General features: G+C 52.7%; 18 protein-coding genes. 1 reads left to right on the top strand and 17 read right to left on the bottom strand.

Annotated features, from left to right (window positions below; all coding sequences use genetic code 11):
- Positions 1–4: 4 nt before the first annotated feature.
- The 15 genes from ACRDCA_RS08615 to ACRDCA_RS08545 all read right to left on the bottom strand — a co-directional run bounded on the left by ACRDCA_RS08615 (position 5) and on the right by ACRDCA_RS08545 (position 14,950).
- Entirely contained in the window at positions 5–511 is a 507-nt protein-coding gene (locus ACRDCA_RS08615; RefSeq protein ID WP_438689164.1) for a fimbrial protein, read from the bottom strand.
- Between the two features lie 15 nt (positions 512–526).
- On the bottom strand, positions 527–1,054 hold the full coding sequence (locus tag ACRDCA_RS08610; RefSeq protein WP_438689163.1) for a fimbrial protein: 528 nt from the start codon (positions 1,052–1,054) through the stop codon (positions 527–529).
- Positions 1,055–1,076: 22 nt separating this feature from the next.
- A complete protein-coding gene (locus ACRDCA_RS08605; RefSeq protein ID WP_438689162.1) occupies positions 1,077–3,716 on the bottom strand; it encodes a fimbrial biogenesis usher protein in 2,640 nt (879 codons plus the stop codon).
- Positions 3,717–3,799: 83 nt separating this feature from the next.
- Positions 3,800–4,513, bottom strand: a complete 714-nt coding sequence (locus tag ACRDCA_RS08600; protein WP_438689161.1) for a fimbria/pilus periplasmic chaperone — start codon at positions 4,511–4,513, stop codon at positions 3,800–3,802.
- Between the two features lie 80 nt (positions 4,514–4,593).
- Positions 4,594–5,136, bottom strand: coding sequence for a fimbrial protein (locus ACRDCA_RS08595; RefSeq protein WP_438689160.1), 543 nt, complete (start codon positions 5,134–5,136; stop codon positions 4,594–4,596).
- Between the two features lie 79 nt (positions 5,137–5,215).
- A complete protein-coding gene (gene fimA / locus ACRDCA_RS08590) occupies positions 5,216–5,761 on the bottom strand; it encodes a type 1 fimbrial major subunit FimA (protein WP_438689159.1) in 546 nt (181 codons plus the stop codon).
- A gap of 403 nt (positions 5,762–6,164) precedes the next feature.
- On the bottom strand, positions 6,165–6,836 hold the full coding sequence (locus ACRDCA_RS08585; RefSeq protein ID WP_438689158.1) for a tyrosine-type DNA invertase: 672 nt from the start codon (positions 6,834–6,836) through the stop codon (positions 6,165–6,167).
- A 680-nt stretch (positions 6,837–7,516) separates the two neighbouring features.
- Complete coding sequence (locus ACRDCA_RS08580; RefSeq protein WP_438689157.1) at positions 7,517–8,476, bottom strand: hypothetical protein; 960 nt, start codon at positions 8,474–8,476, stop codon at positions 7,517–7,519.
- 13 nt (positions 8,477–8,489) lie between these two features.
- Positions 8,490–8,987: a fimbrial protein gene (locus ACRDCA_RS08575; protein WP_438689156.1), complete on the bottom strand. Its 498-nt coding sequence runs from the start codon at positions 8,985–8,987 to the stop codon at positions 8,490–8,492.
- A gap of 36 nt (positions 8,988–9,023) precedes the next feature.
- Complete coding sequence (locus tag ACRDCA_RS08570) at positions 9,024–9,557, bottom strand: fimbrial protein (RefSeq protein ID WP_438689155.1); 534 nt, start codon at positions 9,555–9,557, stop codon at positions 9,024–9,026.
- Positions 9,558–9,565: 8 nt separating this feature from the next.
- Positions 9,566–10,282, bottom strand: coding sequence for a fimbrial biogenesis chaperone (locus ACRDCA_RS08565; RefSeq protein ID WP_438689154.1), 717 nt, complete (start codon positions 10,280–10,282; stop codon positions 9,566–9,568).
- 42 nt (positions 10,283–10,324) lie between these two features.
- Entirely contained in the window at positions 10,325–12,814 is a 2,490-nt protein-coding gene (locus ACRDCA_RS08560) for a fimbria/pilus outer membrane usher protein (protein ID WP_438689153.1), read from the bottom strand.
- Between the two features lie 111 nt (positions 12,815–12,925).
- Positions 12,926–13,501: a fimbrial protein gene (locus ACRDCA_RS08555; RefSeq protein ID WP_438689152.1), complete on the bottom strand. Its 576-nt coding sequence runs from the start codon at positions 13,499–13,501 to the stop codon at positions 12,926–12,928.
- 68 nt (positions 13,502–13,569) lie between these two features.
- The gene (locus ACRDCA_RS08550) at positions 13,570–14,112 is read right to left on the bottom strand and encodes a fimbrial protein (protein ID WP_438689151.1); all 543 of its coding nucleotides are present in this window, start codon (positions 14,110–14,112) and stop codon (positions 13,570–13,572) included.
- 196 nt (positions 14,113–14,308) lie between these two features.
- Positions 14,309–14,950 carry a helix-turn-helix transcriptional regulator gene (locus tag ACRDCA_RS08545; RefSeq protein ID WP_438689150.1) on the bottom strand — a complete coding sequence of 214 codons (642 nt, stop codon included), beginning with the start codon at positions 14,948–14,950 and terminating at the stop codon, positions 14,309–14,311.
- A 419-nt stretch (positions 14,951–15,369) separates the two neighbouring features.
- On the opposite strand from ACRDCA_RS08545, the gene ACRDCA_RS08540 reads away from it, so the two are divergent.
- A complete protein-coding gene (locus ACRDCA_RS08540; RefSeq protein ID WP_438689149.1) occupies positions 15,370–16,167 on the top strand; it encodes a winged helix-turn-helix domain-containing protein in 798 nt (265 codons plus the stop codon).
- 158 nt (positions 16,168–16,325) lie between these two features.
- Here the strand turns inward: ACRDCA_RS08540 and ACRDCA_RS08535 are convergent, their stop codons facing one another.
- Together ACRDCA_RS08535 and ACRDCA_RS08530 are read right to left on the bottom strand one after the other, a co-directional pair.
- Positions 16,326–17,120 carry an MrpH family fimbial adhesin gene (locus tag ACRDCA_RS08535; protein WP_438689148.1) on the bottom strand — a complete coding sequence of 265 codons (795 nt, stop codon included), beginning with the start codon at positions 17,118–17,120 and terminating at the stop codon, positions 16,326–16,328.
- A gap of 28 nt (positions 17,121–17,148) precedes the next feature.
- Positions 17,149–17,682: a fimbrial protein gene (locus ACRDCA_RS08530; protein WP_438689147.1), complete on the bottom strand. Its 534-nt coding sequence runs from the start codon at positions 17,680–17,682 to the stop codon at positions 17,149–17,151.
- Positions 17,683–17,688: the final 6 nt, after the last annotated feature.

Here is a 17,688-nt window from a genome sequence, read left to right as displayed (position 1 = left end):
TTGCTCAGGCATAGGTATAAGTCACGTTAATTACCGCCTGAATGCTCCCCTGCGTCACACTGCCGCTGGGCGTGATAGCCCTTACCTGCAACACCAGGCTGGCGGCCAGTGAGGCATCATTTACCGCCACGACCTTGGTACTGCCGTTGGGCAGATTCACCCCGCCGCTGTCGGCCAGTTGCAACGCAATGTTGCGGGCAGCTCCCTGGTTGGCGTAATAACTGCGGGTGCTATCGGCCGTGCCGGAAAAGGTCGCGGTCACCTTGGATGTTCCCACCGGGCAGTTGGTGAGGCTCAACGTTACCGAATGCCATGGCGAAGTCGCCCCCGCCGCCAGCAGGTTGAAGGTGTACAAGTCGCCCAGTTCTACCGTGGTAGACACGGTGGATACCGTACAGGGTTTGGCCACCACCTTGCCGTTGATGGTGATGTTGACATCTGCCGCGTGCGCTATGGGGAGTACCATCATCAGTAACCACCCGGCGATCGGCCCCAGCTTGCTTATGTTCATAGCCCTTGTCTCCGGTTACTGAAATTCCAGGGTGAAATTTGCCGTCGCTCTGACCTGCCCGGCAGTGACCGGTGTACGGGTCGCCATCAGACGCGCATAGAAATACAGCGTATTGGATTGCCCAGCGGTGACCGGTGACCAGCTCAACCCGCTCGATACGTCATTAAGAGCAATGGCATTACCGTTGTTATCGAGGATCTGTATTCCCATGCCAGCCGCCGCACCGCCCCCGCCGTCTATTTTCAGCAGGCTGAGGTTGTCACTATCGGCCCCGCCGGTGAAACCCGTTTTCACCGCGATCGCCGAGCCGCCGCACTTGTCGAGCACGATGCTGAATGGCACCATCGGCGTCGTCGCGCCTACCTGAAACAGCTGCTTGGCCGCATTACTCATTAGATCCACCACGAAACTTTGTGAACCCGGCGCGATGGAGCAAGCGTTGTCCTTAACGTAGCCATTAATGGTAATAGTGCTATCCGCAGCCTGGGCTTCCCCGGCGCTAAACAGCGCCAGCAGACCCAGGATATAAAGTTGTTTTCTCATTGATCGCCTCTCCCGCCCGGCGTCATCGGCATGCTGCCGTTAGATAGCTAAGTGCCCGCTGCTGGCTTTCCGGCGGCAGTTGGTAACTCGCCACGCACTGCCCGCCTGCACCCTCGCCCCATTTGGCTTTCACCTCACCGCGTAATGGCAACCCGGTCAGATACACCTGCCCGCCATCGGCAACAATGCTGCCAGAACGGCCATTATCGAATGACACCACCGAGCCGAATGGCAACGGCTGTCCGTTATAGGTCAGCGTCATCAGCACCTTCAGCCCGACGTGGGTTTTAAAATCGGCCAGCACTACCGCGCCGTGATTCGGCACCACGCTGACCACTGCCTCATCCAGTTCGACGTTGTTTGCCAGCGTATTCGGGTTCAACGCGACGCGGTTTTCCCGGTAATCCATGGCAAACGGCAGTACGGCATAGCCACGCCCGTCGGTACGTATCCCGCTCTGGTTTTCCACCGATACGTTGCCTGCCCCCGGCGCTTTGACCAGGATCAGGGTGTCGTTCAGCGGTTGGCTCAGGGTGATGCCGTTTTCATGCGCCAGCACGCCACCGCTCAGCCCGTAATACAGTTGGTTGGAACCGCTGCTGCGGCTGTACCCTACGTTGGCGTTGCCCGAAGCCCCGCGATACGTCAGCGATGCGTTCCCGGTGCCGCCTGATGTCCCCACTCCGCCTCCGGCGTAACCGGCCTGCACGTTGTAGCTCAGGTTGTTATCCTCCAGTAACGTGCCGTACACCCCGGCCTGGTTGGTCATCCTGCCATTCAGATCGTCAGACATGCTGTAGCTGACGCTGGAGCGGCTGAAAGCCGACTGGCTGTCGGAACGCAGCCAATGGCTGAACGGGATGCTGATGTTGAAGGCCAGCATATTATCGCGCCCATCCTGCCAGGCATTTTTGGTCAGGCTGTAGCTGAGGGTGTAAGTGATATCCTCCAACGTACCGCTGTAACCAGCCTGCAGTTGTTCATCTGCCTTGCCGATCCCCCAATACGTCTGGTGGCTACCGGTCAGATATAAGGTCGCGTTGTCCGCAACCTGCTGGGTCACCGTTACCTGCAACCGGCCACGCTTGTTGTAGGCCAGATTGTAGTAATCGGTGAGCTTCGGCGTGAGCTGGACAATCCCTTCGTCGGTGGCCGCGCTGTAGCCGCTCATCTGGCCCCAGGTGGTGTCAGCCAGGCTGTAATAGCCGCTGGTGGAATAGCGATAACCGAGCAGTTGCAGGTTGGTGCCCCACTCATTCAAGGCTTTGTTATAAAGGAAGCGCAGTGACTGCCCCTGATGGGTACTGTCATCTGGCAAAGTGGCGCGAGCCTGAGTGATGTCCAGCGACACGGCACCGAAAATACCCAGGTCTTTAGCCACCCCGAGATTGAATGCCCGATAGCGATTGGCTAGCTGGGTGCCGCCGGATAGCGTCCAACCGTCGGCCAGCCCCCACATCAGCGTACCCTGGCCAAAGGTTGGCTCCTCCTGCTGATCGTTGCCGCTGCGATACTGCCCCACCGTCACCGCATATCTCACATGCCCTTGGCGTAGCAGCCCGGGAACCGAGGTATAAGGCACGGTAAATACCTGGGCCGTGCCGTCGGCCTCCTGAATGCTGACCTGCAAATCGCCACCGTTACCAGACCCGGAAAGATCGTCGATGGTGAATGGGCCTGGCGGCACCGTCGCCTGGTATATCTCAAACCCATTCTGCTTGATCGTGACCCTGGCGGTGCCGCGGGCAATACCGTGGATCACGGGAGCAAAGCCTCGCTGGCTGTCTGGCAACATGTTGTCATCCGTCGCCACCTGCACGCCGCGGAAGTTAACGCCATCAAAAATGTCCCCTGAGCTATAGCTATCGCCCAGCGTCAACCGACTCTGCAGAGACGCAATATCGCGCTGCAAATAGGTATTAACGTGCTGCCAGCGGTTTTGATTGGCGCTCGATCCGCCGCCGCTGCTGTAACTCCAGGTGGTATTATCCCGCAGCCGCCAGGCTCCCAGATTCACGCCGCTCTGCAAGTTAAGGAAGGCGTAATTGCTGGTGCTCGATTGCTGATTACGGACATTACTGCCGGTGAAGCTGTAATTGAGTAACCCGGCGGTGATACCGTTTTGCCATTGGTCCGGGGGAATATAGCCACGGGCAAGATTGCCCATATAGGCTTGAGGAATGCTGATAGACAGACGCTGCCGCCCGACGTCAAAATCCGTGGAGGCCTCTTTGATCATCGAGGTCAATGGTACACAGGCTTCTGCTGCCAATACGGCCATGCCCGGCACCGACCGGGTATTGACGCCCATCGCGGCTAGCTGGCTGCGGGTCAGACAAGGCACCAAAGCCTTGTGATCGTTATCGGGCTTGAAAGAGACATCCCGGGTCGACATAAACCCGTCATTCATATAAATGTCGACGCGGTAGACACCCGGAGGGGCCTCTAGTCCCTTTTCAAATCCAGACAGATCGGCCACCTTCGCCGGATCGTCGGAAAGAAAACGCGGGTTGAAGTAGTTTTCCGCTCGCGCCGATGCGTCGCCGCATAACGCCAACAGCATCATGGCCAATGGCGTTAACGTCAGCGTAAAGATGGAGGCACCCTGGTGGTTATCTTTTATCACTCTGCGACTTTCCGTGCCGTTTTTCAGGTATAGCATGATCCCTCCGGTTCGATACAGGTCGCCCGGCTGCCTGATTTATCTGGTTATAGCGTTATAAAATGGATATGGCGGCTTTAGCCTTACTGCATCACACCCTTGAGTACCGGTGTCTGGGCACCGTAATCGTTGATCGTCCGATAGCTGATATTGCTGCCTGCATCGGCAGGGAGCGCCACGTTGGCTGACCCCATCGGCGACACCATGGTGTTTGCCAACAGCCGCGTACCGGCATTGACCTCGCTTAGCGTGATAAAATAAGGCGTGGGATTGACGATCGTCAGCTCTTTGCCGCTACGTTTAAAGCGCAACTGCTCCGGTGCCTTGTCTGGCGCGATACTGAGCCCATTGGGGCGATAAAACAGTTTGATACGGCTGGTAATCGCCAATTGCAGGGTGTTTTCATCCTGGCGTGATTTATCCAGTGAGGGGATCGCTTTGACGTTGACCCAGAACAAACTCTCCCGATCCTTCGGCAAGCTCTGATTGGTCGCATCGATAATGCGCAGCGTGTTCTCTTTTTTTCCCTGCATCAAATATAACGGTGGCGTAATAATCAACCGGCCATCTTTTTGGCCATCGGCGCTTTCTACCCAGGATTGGATCAGATAGGTGCTTTTTTCATCGTTATTGCTGACACCCAGAGTCACCTGCTTCTGATCGGCAGGATAGATCACCCGGGTCGCGCCCAGGCCGACTCCGGCATTTGCCACGCCCACATGCCCCGCTGCCAGCAGCAGCAGTACGGACATCATCTTTCCAACCATCGTTGTTGTTCTCACATTTACCTCATCCATCAGGATCTGACCTCCATAACGCTACGCGGCCATAAGCCCATCATTGTGCAGCGCTATTACTTTTATCTTGCGGCCAAGGCCTACTGATAAGTCAGTGCAAACCATGCCTGAGCGTTAGCCAAACCATCGTTTACCGGCTGCCCGGTAGCGCGATACTTCGCGACGAAATGCAGGATCACCGGCCCCTCTTGCAATGGCACCCAGTACCGCGGAGCGGTATTGAGTGGAATAAATCGGCCTCGGTCATCGAACAACGCCACGGCGACCCCAGAAGCAATGCCTGGCCCTTCACCAATAGACAGCACCTGCGGATTACTGCTGTCTGCCATACCATGGAACATCACTCCCACGTTGCGACTGACTGCGGTATTGCAGTTCTGCAGATGTAAATCAAAGGGGACTGGATCGGCCTCATCGCCGGGCAAACGAAATCGATCGGTGGTGATATGCCCCATCGATACCGTCAGATTGCGATCCCCGGTTTCCACCGCACAGGTTTCAGCGATCACTTCGCCCTGAAAACGCATCAAACCGCCGAGAGGTTGCTCCTCCCAGTTCTTGTCGGCAACGGCCTTTCCCCCCAACAGCAGAGTTAGCAGTAGTCCCGCTCCCATTCTCCACATCGCATGCTCCTTGCCTCCGGTAGCTGAAAAACAGGCCTCCCTGGCCTGCAATAATCATCCTTGATGAGCTAAATTCAGCTTACTGATACTGCACCTTGAAAGTGGCATCAGCGTTGGCAATACCGGCTGTGGCTGCGCCAGTTGCGATATAACGAGCCTGGAATGGAACAACAACGGTGCCATCAGAGAGCGTAGTAGCCGCACTGAAGGTAGCGCCATCAACTGCCAGTGCTGTACCGGTGCGATCAAGGATCTGAACGCCAACGTTGCTGGCATTACCTGCTGCAGAGCCTTGCAGGGCCAGCGCAGTAGGATAGGTAGCGTTTACCGCGGTGCCGGTGAATGCAACAGATGCCTTGCTGGAAACGGTGGAATCACAATCATTCAGTTGGATATTGAACCCGGTAGAAGAACTGACATCGCCAGCGGTAGCCAATGAAGTTGTTTTTACTTGCCCCAATTGCACTGTCTGGCCAATAGAACCTGCATCCACGGCACAAGCCGCATTAACGACTTCCCCTTTGAAATGGATCGGGCCACCGTTGACGGTAGTCGTTGCCGCATTAGCGACGCCAGCCAGAGAAAGAACTGCGGCAATACCAGCAACCAGTGATTTGATTTTCATACTATTTTCCTTTGAACACATAATGTTTCATAACCATGAAAAAGTGTGGAGGTCGATTCCCCTGGCGGGCAACCGCACAGACTTATTGCTACTCACGGCCGGACCTCCCTATTCCGTTCAGTTTTCGCCATCAACATGAGACATTTGGGGCTATTTTGTCGCACCCTATAAAAAAATGACAAATAGGTTAACCACGGATTAATTAACTATTTTTATTATTTAAATCGTTAAATAAAGAATTAAATGCTTTGTATTTTGCCTGGGAGTGTGATTTTTAGTGAATTTGAATTTGGCAATCGAGGATTGGCGCACTGGCGAAAATTTGGGGGTCGAAGCAGGTAATTGGCGGAGATAAAAAAATATAGTTAATTTTCAACGTGATATCATAAAAACAAGGAATATTCTAATAAGGGGCATTGCAAAATCCTATTGTTCGTTTAAGAATTAGGAACAGTTTAGCCCCAATTGTTTCATCTTGCATCCCATCATTTACTATTAAATCCTTTAAAACCAATCCATTACGATCCCACATCCCAACGAAGCGCGCCGCGTTACTGGCGGTATAACGTACAGTATGTCGGATGTTGCGGTGCCCCAGATAGTCCTGAATGAGGCGAGTGTCGGTGCCCCTTTCTGCCAGTTCATAGCCGCAGGCATGACGCAGCATATGGGGGTGGGTATGGGTAACCGTGCCAGCCAGTTCGCCTGCCTGGCGGATAATGCGCCAGGCCTGGTTACGTGATAACTGGGTACCCCGTTGAGAAATAAAAACAATCTCCGGATCCACTGCGGGCTTCCACTGCGCCCTGACCTGGCTCCATTCCATTATCGCCTTGCATTCATCACTCATCAGAGGATGAACGGTAGAGAATCCGTTCTTCAGTCGGCGTATATTTATCCGTCCCTCAATCATTTCCAGGTCGTGGTAACGCAAGTTCAACAACTCGCTGATGCGAAAGCCATGGCGAAAGGCCAGCAGGATCAGACAGCTATCCCGTACCCCGGTGGGTTTATTCCGGGCAGCACTCATCAGGTTGTTAACTTCGGTGAGAGTGAGAAATTTACGCTGTGCCACAAAGAACTCCTATTGCAATTATACTGGCGATAACACATTCAAGAATTAATAACATCTGTCACTAACAGATTGCTTAAAGCATAGCCTATTGTGAGGAATGATTACCAAATAAAAAATAGATTTACTCACCCTCCGAGCAAAACAAAAAGGAAAAATAAGACCTTAAAATTTTAATGGGTTATTTTTATATTGGCTCGGCATGAGAATTATCTCATGCCAGCGTGCGTTTTGTAAGCAAAGCCAGTACCGACCAGCTTCTGCCAGCCAAACTGAAGATTTCTCTTAGTCGCCCTGCTAGTCAAAATTGGCAAAATTAAATTTTAAAATTTGTAATTAAATGAAAATGGCGCCAAGTTATTTTGCTAATCAATTGTTCTTCTTGTTATTAGCGTGTCACATTACCCTGGCAGTAAAACAGGCGGATGGCGAATAATAAAAACCAGCTAATGGTGTTTAAGCCAGATTATTCAATGGAAGTTTAAGACTTGTTGGCGTCATAGCGACATAGGATAGATTGTATTCCCCTCACCCCAACCCTCTCCCAAAGGGAGAGGGAGCTAGTGCAGAGCCACTATCGGGTGTCGGAGTTAATCTGGAACCGAAATGCTCTTGAGGAGGATCAGGTAAGTTGCTGCAATTAATGGCTACCTCGATCGATTCCCGCTGAGGGTGAGGCAATACTAGTCCATCAAGGCGATAATCCAGGCACTGCCGGATATCGCTCCCTCGCCGGTAATATTGCTCAGTTCGCTGCTCACCGTATAGGATTTTACCTGGTTGATTTGGGTGGTGATTTCTTTGCCTTGTTGCCGGGTTTCATTATCCATAATCGTCAACTTGGTCTGCGCCCTCACCGCCCCGGTGCCGTCTTTGAGATCGAGCAACCCATTGGCGTTCTCCTGATAAGAGATCTCGATACTGGCTTTGATCGGCGTGGAACAGCTATAGGTCAACTGCTGGGTGGCACTATGCGACTTTAAATCCGCAGCCAGGATGCCATGATCTATCTGTAAAGTCGTAGCCGACGCCTCACAAACAGCCGGCACCATAATCGTTCCCCCTTGAAGCTGATACGGAATGGTGTAGATCGCTGGTTGTCCTGCTGGAGCAGTCTCTTCAAATGCCCTCACATAGCCGCCCAATACCATCGCCGGAACGGCGATCAGATTATCGATTGGCCGCTTGTCCAAATAAAAAGTTAGCGTGATCGGGAACGCGTTAACTAAAGTCCTGGATTGCGCATTTGTGGTACCACGGCTTCCACACACCCAGTCTGATACATTACTGGCTGATCCCCAGATAGTATCGGGTACGCCACCAGAAGAGTAGGACATCGACAGGTTTTTATTGATCCGATAACGGCCTACTGAAGCATCCCAAGGCAGATTGATAAAAGAGCGATGGTACATAGTTTTGGTGCCACCCGCAGAGGTATAGTTGCACTTTACGCGCCCGCTTACCGTCGATTCCTCCACCACAAACTCCCCAACCCTGCCGACGCTGGCACTGCCCTCCGGTACATTGAGGGTGAAAGTGGCGCCGCCATATTCCGACTCCACCTGATAAGCCAAACCTTTACCTGACCAGACGGCCAGGCCCACCAATACCCATGTTAACTGGGCCACGCCATGCCACCGCATAAGCTCTCCTGCTCTATGGATAAGTCATCATCATATTGGCCGAGGCCGTAAATTCGCCGCCGGACAGGGAAGGCAGATCCGCCGCAACCAGCTTCGCCGTTAACATCATCTCCCCCGCGGTGGTCACCGTTACCGGCACCCACTGGCTGAAGTTCGCTTTTTGGCTTGCCACCAGCATTTCAATCCCCAGCCCCTCCATCGAGGTGCCCAGAATGTTGCTGCCTAAAGCCCCGAATGAGCTTGGCCGCAGATACATTCTCAGTTTGCCGTTGGACGGAATACCATCCACACAGCTGAACTTGAGGGCGATATCCTTTTGGGCATCGGCGGTATTGACGGAGGCAAGTGGCAGTTCACCAAAACGAACCTCAAGTTCCCCATTCTGCCCATCGCCCGTCACTTCACAGGCCGGCTTGATAATGATCGCCGATATGTTGACCAGCACGTCTGCGTGGCTGAAGGCACTCCCTAGCAGCGCCACCAGCCCGATACTCCATTTGCAGGTTTTCATTACCCGACTTCCCTTTTGCCTGATGGCCGCAGAGGGCTACTCAAATGCCATCTCTATCATTACGGTCGAGGAATAGCTGCCTGCCATCACTTCCCCGACTGCCTGCGCATAAACGCCAAACTGGAACCTGTTCGCCGATCCATCACCGACATTGGCAATCTGGCCGGCAGGAACGGCCTCACCCAGCTTGATCGCCTGGCCTTTAGCATCCGTCAATCCCAGCACCAGACCGGTATCACCTTCGGTATCCAACAGGTTTTCCCCTTCCACGACCCGGATGTGGGTGCTGTTAAACGTCAACTGCACCATCTTGGCCAGCGTGGCGGCCGAGCAATTGGTCAGGCTGACCAGAAAGGGATAGACTGCCGTACGCCCATAGTTTTCGAAGTATTTAATCGATTGCAGTTGCAACGAGACCTCCTGAGCCTGATCGCCTTGCTCAAACGAACAAACCTTCTCGTTCAGCGTGCCGCTAAACTTCAGTTCCAGGCTTCCTGCAGCCCCGCATTCGCTGGCAGACAACCAGGCAGACAGCGCGATCGCCCACGGCCACGTACGACGTTTAATCATCTCAGCCTCTACTTGGCTACACAGCGGTGGCCGCTACAGCGAAACGTCAACGTAGGACGGCCGCCATAGTCGTTGATATAGGTCAGGTGCGGAGTGGTGAAGGTGCTGCTTTTCACCTTTGCGCTGCTTTTGGGGGCAATCATCACGGTTTCAAAGGCACCGTTTTCTGACTGCTGCTCCGTGGCGCCCAAACCGATTACCGTGATGTAATAAGGCGTCGGGTTCTCGATGCGATAACCATTACCCTCGACATGCAGCACCAATTGGTCCTGCCAGATTTTGCCAGGCGCCACCACGATCCCTGCCGGGCGATAAAACAGTTTGATCTTGGTCTGCAAGGCAATCTGCAACACGTTAGGCTTTTCACTGCGTGGCGGCACTTCACGCAGGTTAAAATAGAACAGCGACTCGCGATCGATGGGCAGTTGCCTGGCCGACGGCGTGGCCATGATGCGCAGCATCGCCTTGTTCCCCGGCTCCAGGCGCTGTACCGGCGGTGTCACCACCAGTGGGCCAGCGGACAGCTTTTGCTGATCCTCATCTTCCAGCCAGGTCTGAGCCAGATAGGGCAGATTTTTGTTCTCATTGCTGATATTCAGGCTGATGGATTTCTCCGTGCCGTTAAACACTGCACGGGTACGATCGAGCGCTATGGCCGCTTGCGCGGTGTAGGAGTTGCTCATCAGCAGGGTGGCGCACAGCACCGCTTGGTTCATTACTTTCATTTGGATAGGCTCATGCTGGTGTTTCGAATCCCTGACGTGACGCTATTGACGACACGGCAGTAGTAAAGTGTCCTGGTCGAGGATCAGCGGGAGTACGGCATAACACTGGATCTCGCCATCCCAGGCGACCGACAGCCGCTCTTGAGGGGTAATACCGGTTAACCAGGCCAGGCCGCTGTCCGCCACGATCCCTACTTCTCGGCCTTTAGGGTCGTTCACGCTGGCACCAAACGGCGGGAAGTCACCGTTGGCCAGCCGCAGGGCGGCAAAGGCCTTGCCCCCTTTAACCACTGAAAACTTCCGGTAGCCAATCGCCCCTTCGGTCAGGGCTATTTCCACTACGCCCTGGGTTGCCTCAATGTCATCGGCCAGCTTGTTGATATCGATCCGTGCCGTGGTGCGGTAGTAACTGTTGACGTTCGCCATCACGCCGATCCCCGCCGAGTTGGTCACCACGCGGCCACCGTCCACTGGCACTCCACCAACCCCATCGGTATCAACCATCAGGCGGGTTCTGCCGTTGTAACCACCGGAGTGCAACGCCACTCCCTTAGCGGTTGCCGTCACGCCGCCATTGGCGCTAAGGCCCAATGAGGTGTAACCCCGCGTCTCTACCGCGGCGTTGGCGCTCACGGTCCCCATCCCGCTGTTATGGGTATACATGCCGCTGAACTGGCCACCATCAGGCTGGTTGTTGCCATAGTCAAAGCCGGTATTGACGCTGTAGCTGTCCAGCCCCAGGCGATCGTAATAGCCCAGGCGATGCCCGTAACGCTTGCCGCTGTAGGTGCTGTTGGCGCTGACCGAACCACTGCCTAACGGCATGGATAGCATCAGGCTGAACAGGTTTTCCTTGTTCCCCAGATACTGGCTGCGCGCCAAGGTGGCATTCAGTGATAGGGTGCGTAGCCCCAGGGCGGGCAGATCGAAGTAGCTGCCAATGTTCACCCCGTATTGGCGCGTATCGCCGCGATCCCAATAGGTCTGGCGTTCGTAGTTCAACCCGATCGACAAGGCATCAAAGCGCTTGTTGGCGTTGATCTGATAGCGCTGTTTCTGATGTTCCCGATCGCCGCCGTGGTAACGGTTATCCAGAAACTGCTGCATGTTCATGTAATCTTTTTCAGAGAAGCGGTAGCCAGCAAAGGTCACATCGGCCTGCGCCACGTCAAAATATTTTGAGTAGCTCAGACGCCAGGATTTACCACTCAATTCCTGATCATTCTGCAATTTGGCCCGCGACTGCGTCACGTCCAGCGCCAGCGCCCCCATCAGGAACAGGTCTCTACCCGCCCCCAACGCCACCGACTGATATTCACGCGATACCGTGGCCCCGCCATACACCGACCAGGCGTTGGAAATCCCCCAGGCCATCTCTGCGGAAGCAAACGGCGGGCCTTCCAGATCGTGCTGCCAACTGCTGGGACGCCCGGCCATGGCCTGATAGCGGATCTGCCCAGGACGCGTCAGATAAGGCACCGAGGCGCTCGAGACGCTGAAGGTCCGCTCCTCGCCGTTCTGTTCGGTGACTTTGACATCCAGGGTGCCGCGAATGGCATTGTCCAGGCTCTGAATGCGAAACGGCCCGGCAGGCACGGTACTTTCATAGACCACCCGCCCTTGCTGGGTCACGGTCACCAGCGCGTCCGTCTTGGCCACGCCAATAATTTCCGGCGCATAGCCCCGCAGCCGTGGTGGCAACATTTGCTCATCACTCGCCAAGGCCAACCCGGCATAGCGCCAGGAGTCGAACAACTGGGAGTTGACGTAGTTCTCACCCAGCGTCAATGTCGACTGCCACTGTGGAAGGGGGCGGAACAGATAGATACGGCTGAACTCGAACGAACTGTTGGACGCGCTTTGGCTCCCCGTCGAATGGCTATAGCTGGCCTGATAGTCCGCCCGCAGACGCCAGGCACCTAAATTGGCTCCTGCGGTGCCGTTGATACTGGCTCTTTGCTGCTGGCCCTGCCCAGGCTGGCGGGAGGTCGTGGCATTGGAGTTATAGTCCAGCATCATGCCGGGAATGCCGTGATCCCAGCGGGAGGGTGGCAGCCAGGAGGCGTCCGAATACTCCAGCCAGGCCTGCGGCATAGTGATATTGAGCGTACCGGCTCCAACGTCGGGAACCAAGGTCGTGCCCTTCAGCGTACTGAAATCGACACATTCCCCATCATGCCAATAGGTCAGTTTTTCCTGGGCAGAGGGCAGTAATCCCAGATGTCCGACGATAGTCGGGGGCAAGCACGCCTGAGGGAGGGTGGCGTCTTTTTCGTCCGCAGACGGTGCATCCGGCAGATAGAACGGCACCCCGATCTCATTGCCCCAGCTATCGCCATTAAGTTTGACCCGCATCTGGTAAACGCCAGGCAGCACGTAGCCGATCTGTGAAAAGCGCGAGAAGTCGATATTCGCTTTATCATCGGTATCTAACACATCCGTATTAAACTCAACGGCCGCTGCCTGCTCTGTCGCCAAGGTCATGCATATCCATAAAACAATACGGCTCACCGCAAACCAGCCTTGGTTCATCGCGAATAATCCTTTTCTAACGCATGCCATTTAAAACACGCAGCCACGTGAATACGGTCGTATAACCCCAAAAAAGCAATGACTGTCATTGGCATTGCCATCACTGGGGCGCTATTCGTAACTCATGAAGAACCTCAAGATGGCGTGATAGTCTCCCGACTGTAACGCAGAGCCATCAGGGAGTAGTTCAACGCTATAATTTAACAGGGTGGTGTAATGACCCGAATTATCCATATTTGGTTGTTTTTTATAGTGCACGGACAATTTTTTGCCGGGGTGAAGCGTCTGATCCAAAGCATCCCGGATCTTGAACCCAATACCTTGGGCACCGCCGGAAGGGAGAAATAACTCATTCTGCGTGCCCTGAGTCCCCTCAAAGCGAATATACATTGCCGGATCTCTTTCCCGATCGGTGGGCAAAGAGCAATTTTCCAGCTGAATAGAGAACGGATAAACCAACGAAGCCCCGTCTCTTAACGCCAGCAACGGCTGTTCATTCAGATTCAGCGTTTGGTATTGGCTGGCTAACGCAATGCTACATGCCGGGGCATACACCGTACCGCTCAGAGTGGCTAGCCCGCGCATAGGGCGTAGCCGCCCATCCTCGTTATCGGTGAGAGCCAGCACTCCGCCCCAGGCGTTGAACACCATGGACAACAACAGTAAGCCTACTGACCTGCACCACATACGACCTCCCCGATTGCTTGCCGCGTAAACGCCATGGCCTACGCGGCAAGTCTTCGTCAGACTAGAACTTACTTGTAGCTAATCTTGAAAGTGGTAGATGCAGTGAAGTCACCAGGGGTAACGTCTGCAGAACCTTCACCGGTAGCCGCTTTCTGTGCAATGGCGGTATAGGTCAGGACGTTGTCACCATCGGTCAGGTTGGTCAGTGCAGCAGCAGTACCAAACGTCACTTTGTCGATGCCGATTGCCAGGTTTTTCGCGGTGCCATTGGTACCCAGCAGGTTTTTGTCTGCCAGTTGGTCTTGGCTGGTGAAAGTGATTTCTGCGGTTTTCTTGGCAGCGTCGCTACCCAGGTTGCAGTTTTCCAGTTTGATCTCAAACTTACGTGCAGAGGTTTCGCCAGCGTTCAGCTGAGACATGGACAGCTCGCCGAAATCAACCTTGATATCTTCGCCGTCCTGGCCCGGAGCCAGGTTACACGGAGCATCAACTACGCTACCGTGGAAGGTCACTTTACCCGTGTTACCAACGAAAGAACCTGCAGCGTTAGCGCCAAAAGAAACGGCAGCAACGGCAAACAGAGTAGCCAGAGAGATCCGAGATAAAGTCATGATATAATTTCCTTTCATATTTAATTGGCAAGCAATATGTGGCCTGCACTCCCACAGATAAATATCCAATAATTGCTAGATATTTATCTCTGCAAGTAAAAAAGACAGACAATAAAAGGGCATCGACGCTACATGAAGACCCTGTAAACCGTTAGTAAAACCATCAATTATTATTGTGATACTCTTTTATTCAGATTCAGCCTTCAACGCTGGCACCGTAATAAACCTTCAAGGTTTTATAAAAACTTATTTTATTGCTGCAGCCGATTTTTTTCATAACGGACACACGATGGCTGCTAACCGTTTTTACATTAATCCCTAAAATCGTACCGATCATCTTCGGAGTGTAACCGCGAAACAGGTAATAACAGATGCGCTTTTCTCGATTACTTAATGCCGCCAGCGTCCCTTTAGGGAAATATTTATCCCGAATAGCCCAGGTGCTATGAGGTGCATCGGTAATCTGTGCTAATACAGCAGCATTACACTCGCTGGTCGCCACAAATACCACCTTATCCATATAACGATGGTCAATACTTAGTGACAACATGTTCAACAGTGCAGCACTGGCAATGACAACCATTAATGAATGATGTTTTTTTTCGCGGATTATTTCGGTCAGCAGTAATGCGCTGCGTGCAGAACCATTCGACACGGTATGCTCAAAATCAATATGGCTATGTTGCTGTTTTAACTTATGTAAGCTGAAAATGATCCCTTCGACAAAATAACTGTTGTCGCTGGCGATATGAAATGATATCTGTTCGATATCATTACCTGGGTAACCAAAACAGGTTCCGCTTACATAAAATTCGTTATCCATTCTATTATTAAACATTCCGCCAAATCCCTATGAACTATTTTGCACTGGCTTTTCTCCTAACGCTGAAAAGTTGGACGCATGTTAGCGACCGCCCTCCAGCCGGCATACTCAATTAATCTCAACCTTGAGCCTTAAAAGGAATAACTATAAAAATAAAATAAAAATCAATAACTTGAGTAAAATCAGCATGACCTTAAGATTACTTAATGGAATCGATAACGTGCTAAATATCGCCTTAAATCGTCTTAAATCAATTTACTAATCAGAATAATCTTGGTAAATTTTGCAATAGAACCCCCAACCAGGGTGTGCTCCCAACCCGTTTGGTGGTGACTGTTTTACAACCAATAGGAAGAATCTCACTCAATGATTAGAATATCAGATGTTAAAATCCGCTTTAATATCAAGTGAGATTTGAAAATGGAGATGGCGAAGTGACGACGGAATGTAGTAGTTTTTATTATCTCATCGGTAACAGTATAGAGTTCAGGCCCGAAGAAAACCTGCTTTACTCACGCAAGAACGGCGAAAGGGTCACACTCTTTGTTGCGGCTTCACGCTGCCTGCAACTGCTATTGAACCAGCAAGGGAAACTGGTTTCACAGCAGGAGTTGTTCGACATCGGCTGGAACCAAAGTGGTATCGGCGTGTCCAGCAATACCTTTTATCAAAACATCCTGACGTTGCGGAAAGGTTTAAAACTCGCGGGTTGTGATCAAACGGTAATCAGAACGGTACCCCGCCAGGGGCTGACGATACCGTTATCCGTTGCGGTAGAGAAAATAGCAGGCGATGCTCCCCTATTGCCCCCTGATGGGGAAATGTTCTCAGAGGATAGTACGCGTGACCTCTCCCGAACTATCGGAAAGAAAAAACGGCGCATCCCCGCCCCCCTTTTGGTGACGCTACTTAGCGTGTTTTCCTGCGTGGGTATGTTGTGCTATATTTTGTGGGGTCATTGGGTACACGAAAAGCATTTTTCCAACTATAACTATGCCGGGAAAATCGGGCAGTGTTCGGTCTACCTCTACGACAGAGGGACCTCCCTTAACACCTATCTGCAATTTATCGCCCACAACAAGGTCGATTGTTCAGAGCAGAAATATATCTATTTTACCGCCCATCCATTGCTTCCCCGTGCCTCAGTGATCCATTGTGACAGCCCTTATATTCGCGGCGCGAAAAACAAGTGTATTCCTGAATACCAGTTGGAATGGCAGGCCGTCGAATAAGCGGTCATTTTTAGCCTGATGCTTGTTAAATAAGTTTACCTTTGCCCCCTCACCCCAACCCTCTCCGGATGTAAAGAGAGTGGACGCCATAAACACTTGTTGGGGGAGAGGGAGTCAGCCCGCAATCGTCGTCAGATACGACCTCTCCAGGATACCGGCTAATAGACCTCCATATTAATCACCGACGAACCACCAAAATAGCCACCAGCCAGGTTACCATTCACCTTCAGTTCTGAAGAGATTGGCACGGAGATGGTTTGCTTGGCGGGAACATCTTCAATACTACCGACATTGCCTGCCTGATTACGGATAAGCACACTGGCGGTCAATGAACCATCCGAGCGCAACTTGATCCCGCTGGAAGGCACATAACCAATAAGCGTCACCTTTACCCTCTGTTTGGAATTACAGCTCACTAACAGAGACGAGCTCTTCTTATATCCCGCGACTTCGCTGAGCTTAATGTCATTGTAGTTGATATTGACCGAGGTACCGACCAGCGAGCAGGCAGGCCCCGGCGGTGGCTGTGGTTTCCAGCCGTCCCCCGTACCTGACTGATATTCAAGTGAGACGTTCACGTTCCCATCCGCTGGCCGGGAACCCACCACAAATCCCAAACCGAAGAAGTAATTTTCCAGGCCAGTGAGCGTAAAACTTTTCGGTAACGCCGCTTTTAACACATCCTTGCAGATACCGCTGGCGATCCCAGAGGCCGAGAAAATCATCCGTTGCTTATTCCCCGCCGCAGTATTCAAAATGGCATAAAAATAGATCGTTTTCCCTGCCTTACAGATATTCGCCGAACCACCCAGTCCGTCAGGTTGCGACTGGATGGTCAGCTGTTTCGGACCAGTCCAGTTTACATCCAGGCCAACAGTGTAACCAAAAGTAGGCACCAGCAGGCCAAAGATTATCGCGGCTCTTTTAAGCAGCGTCGTGGCTATTATCATCATCCTTGTTCCTTATTATTTCGAGTTAACCTCAGTCATAACTCAACGCAAAAGTCATGGTGGCACTGAAAGGGCCACGGCTGATGGTCTTGTTGACAATCGCCTCTGGCTCGGCCTGCACATAGGCCTGCATACGCAGATAGTTATCCCCTGCGGATAATGGGTAACGCTGCTCACCAGGTTTATTCAATGGCATCGCTTTGCCTTCTATCGATTCAATCCCAATGGCAATGCCGGATGCCTGGCTGGATGCATCCAATGCCAGTAACCCCGGCAATGCTGGGTTCTCAACGCCACTCAACGTGACCTGCACAGCGCTCCCTAACGACAGATCGCATTTGCTCAAGTGCAATTTAAACGCCTCACTAGCCGTTTTCTGGTAGTGGTACAGGTACTTGTCAATGACCGTACCAAAATCCAACTCGACGATTTCATCACCCGGCTGTATGACACAAGGTTGTGCCACCAGCGTGCCATGCAAACGCATATTATCTGCTGCCCTAACGCCCACACTCAGCGAAAGCAGGGTAATGGCGGTACACAAATAGCCCAGTTTTTGCCGCATCTCGGT

Origin of the sequence: Serratia sp. (in: enterobacteria), from assembly GCF_051654945.1 — a bacterium.
GTDB lineage: Bacteria > Pseudomonadota > Gammaproteobacteria > Enterobacterales > Enterobacteriaceae > Chania.
This window is presented reverse-complemented; position numbering and strand designations above follow the sequence as displayed.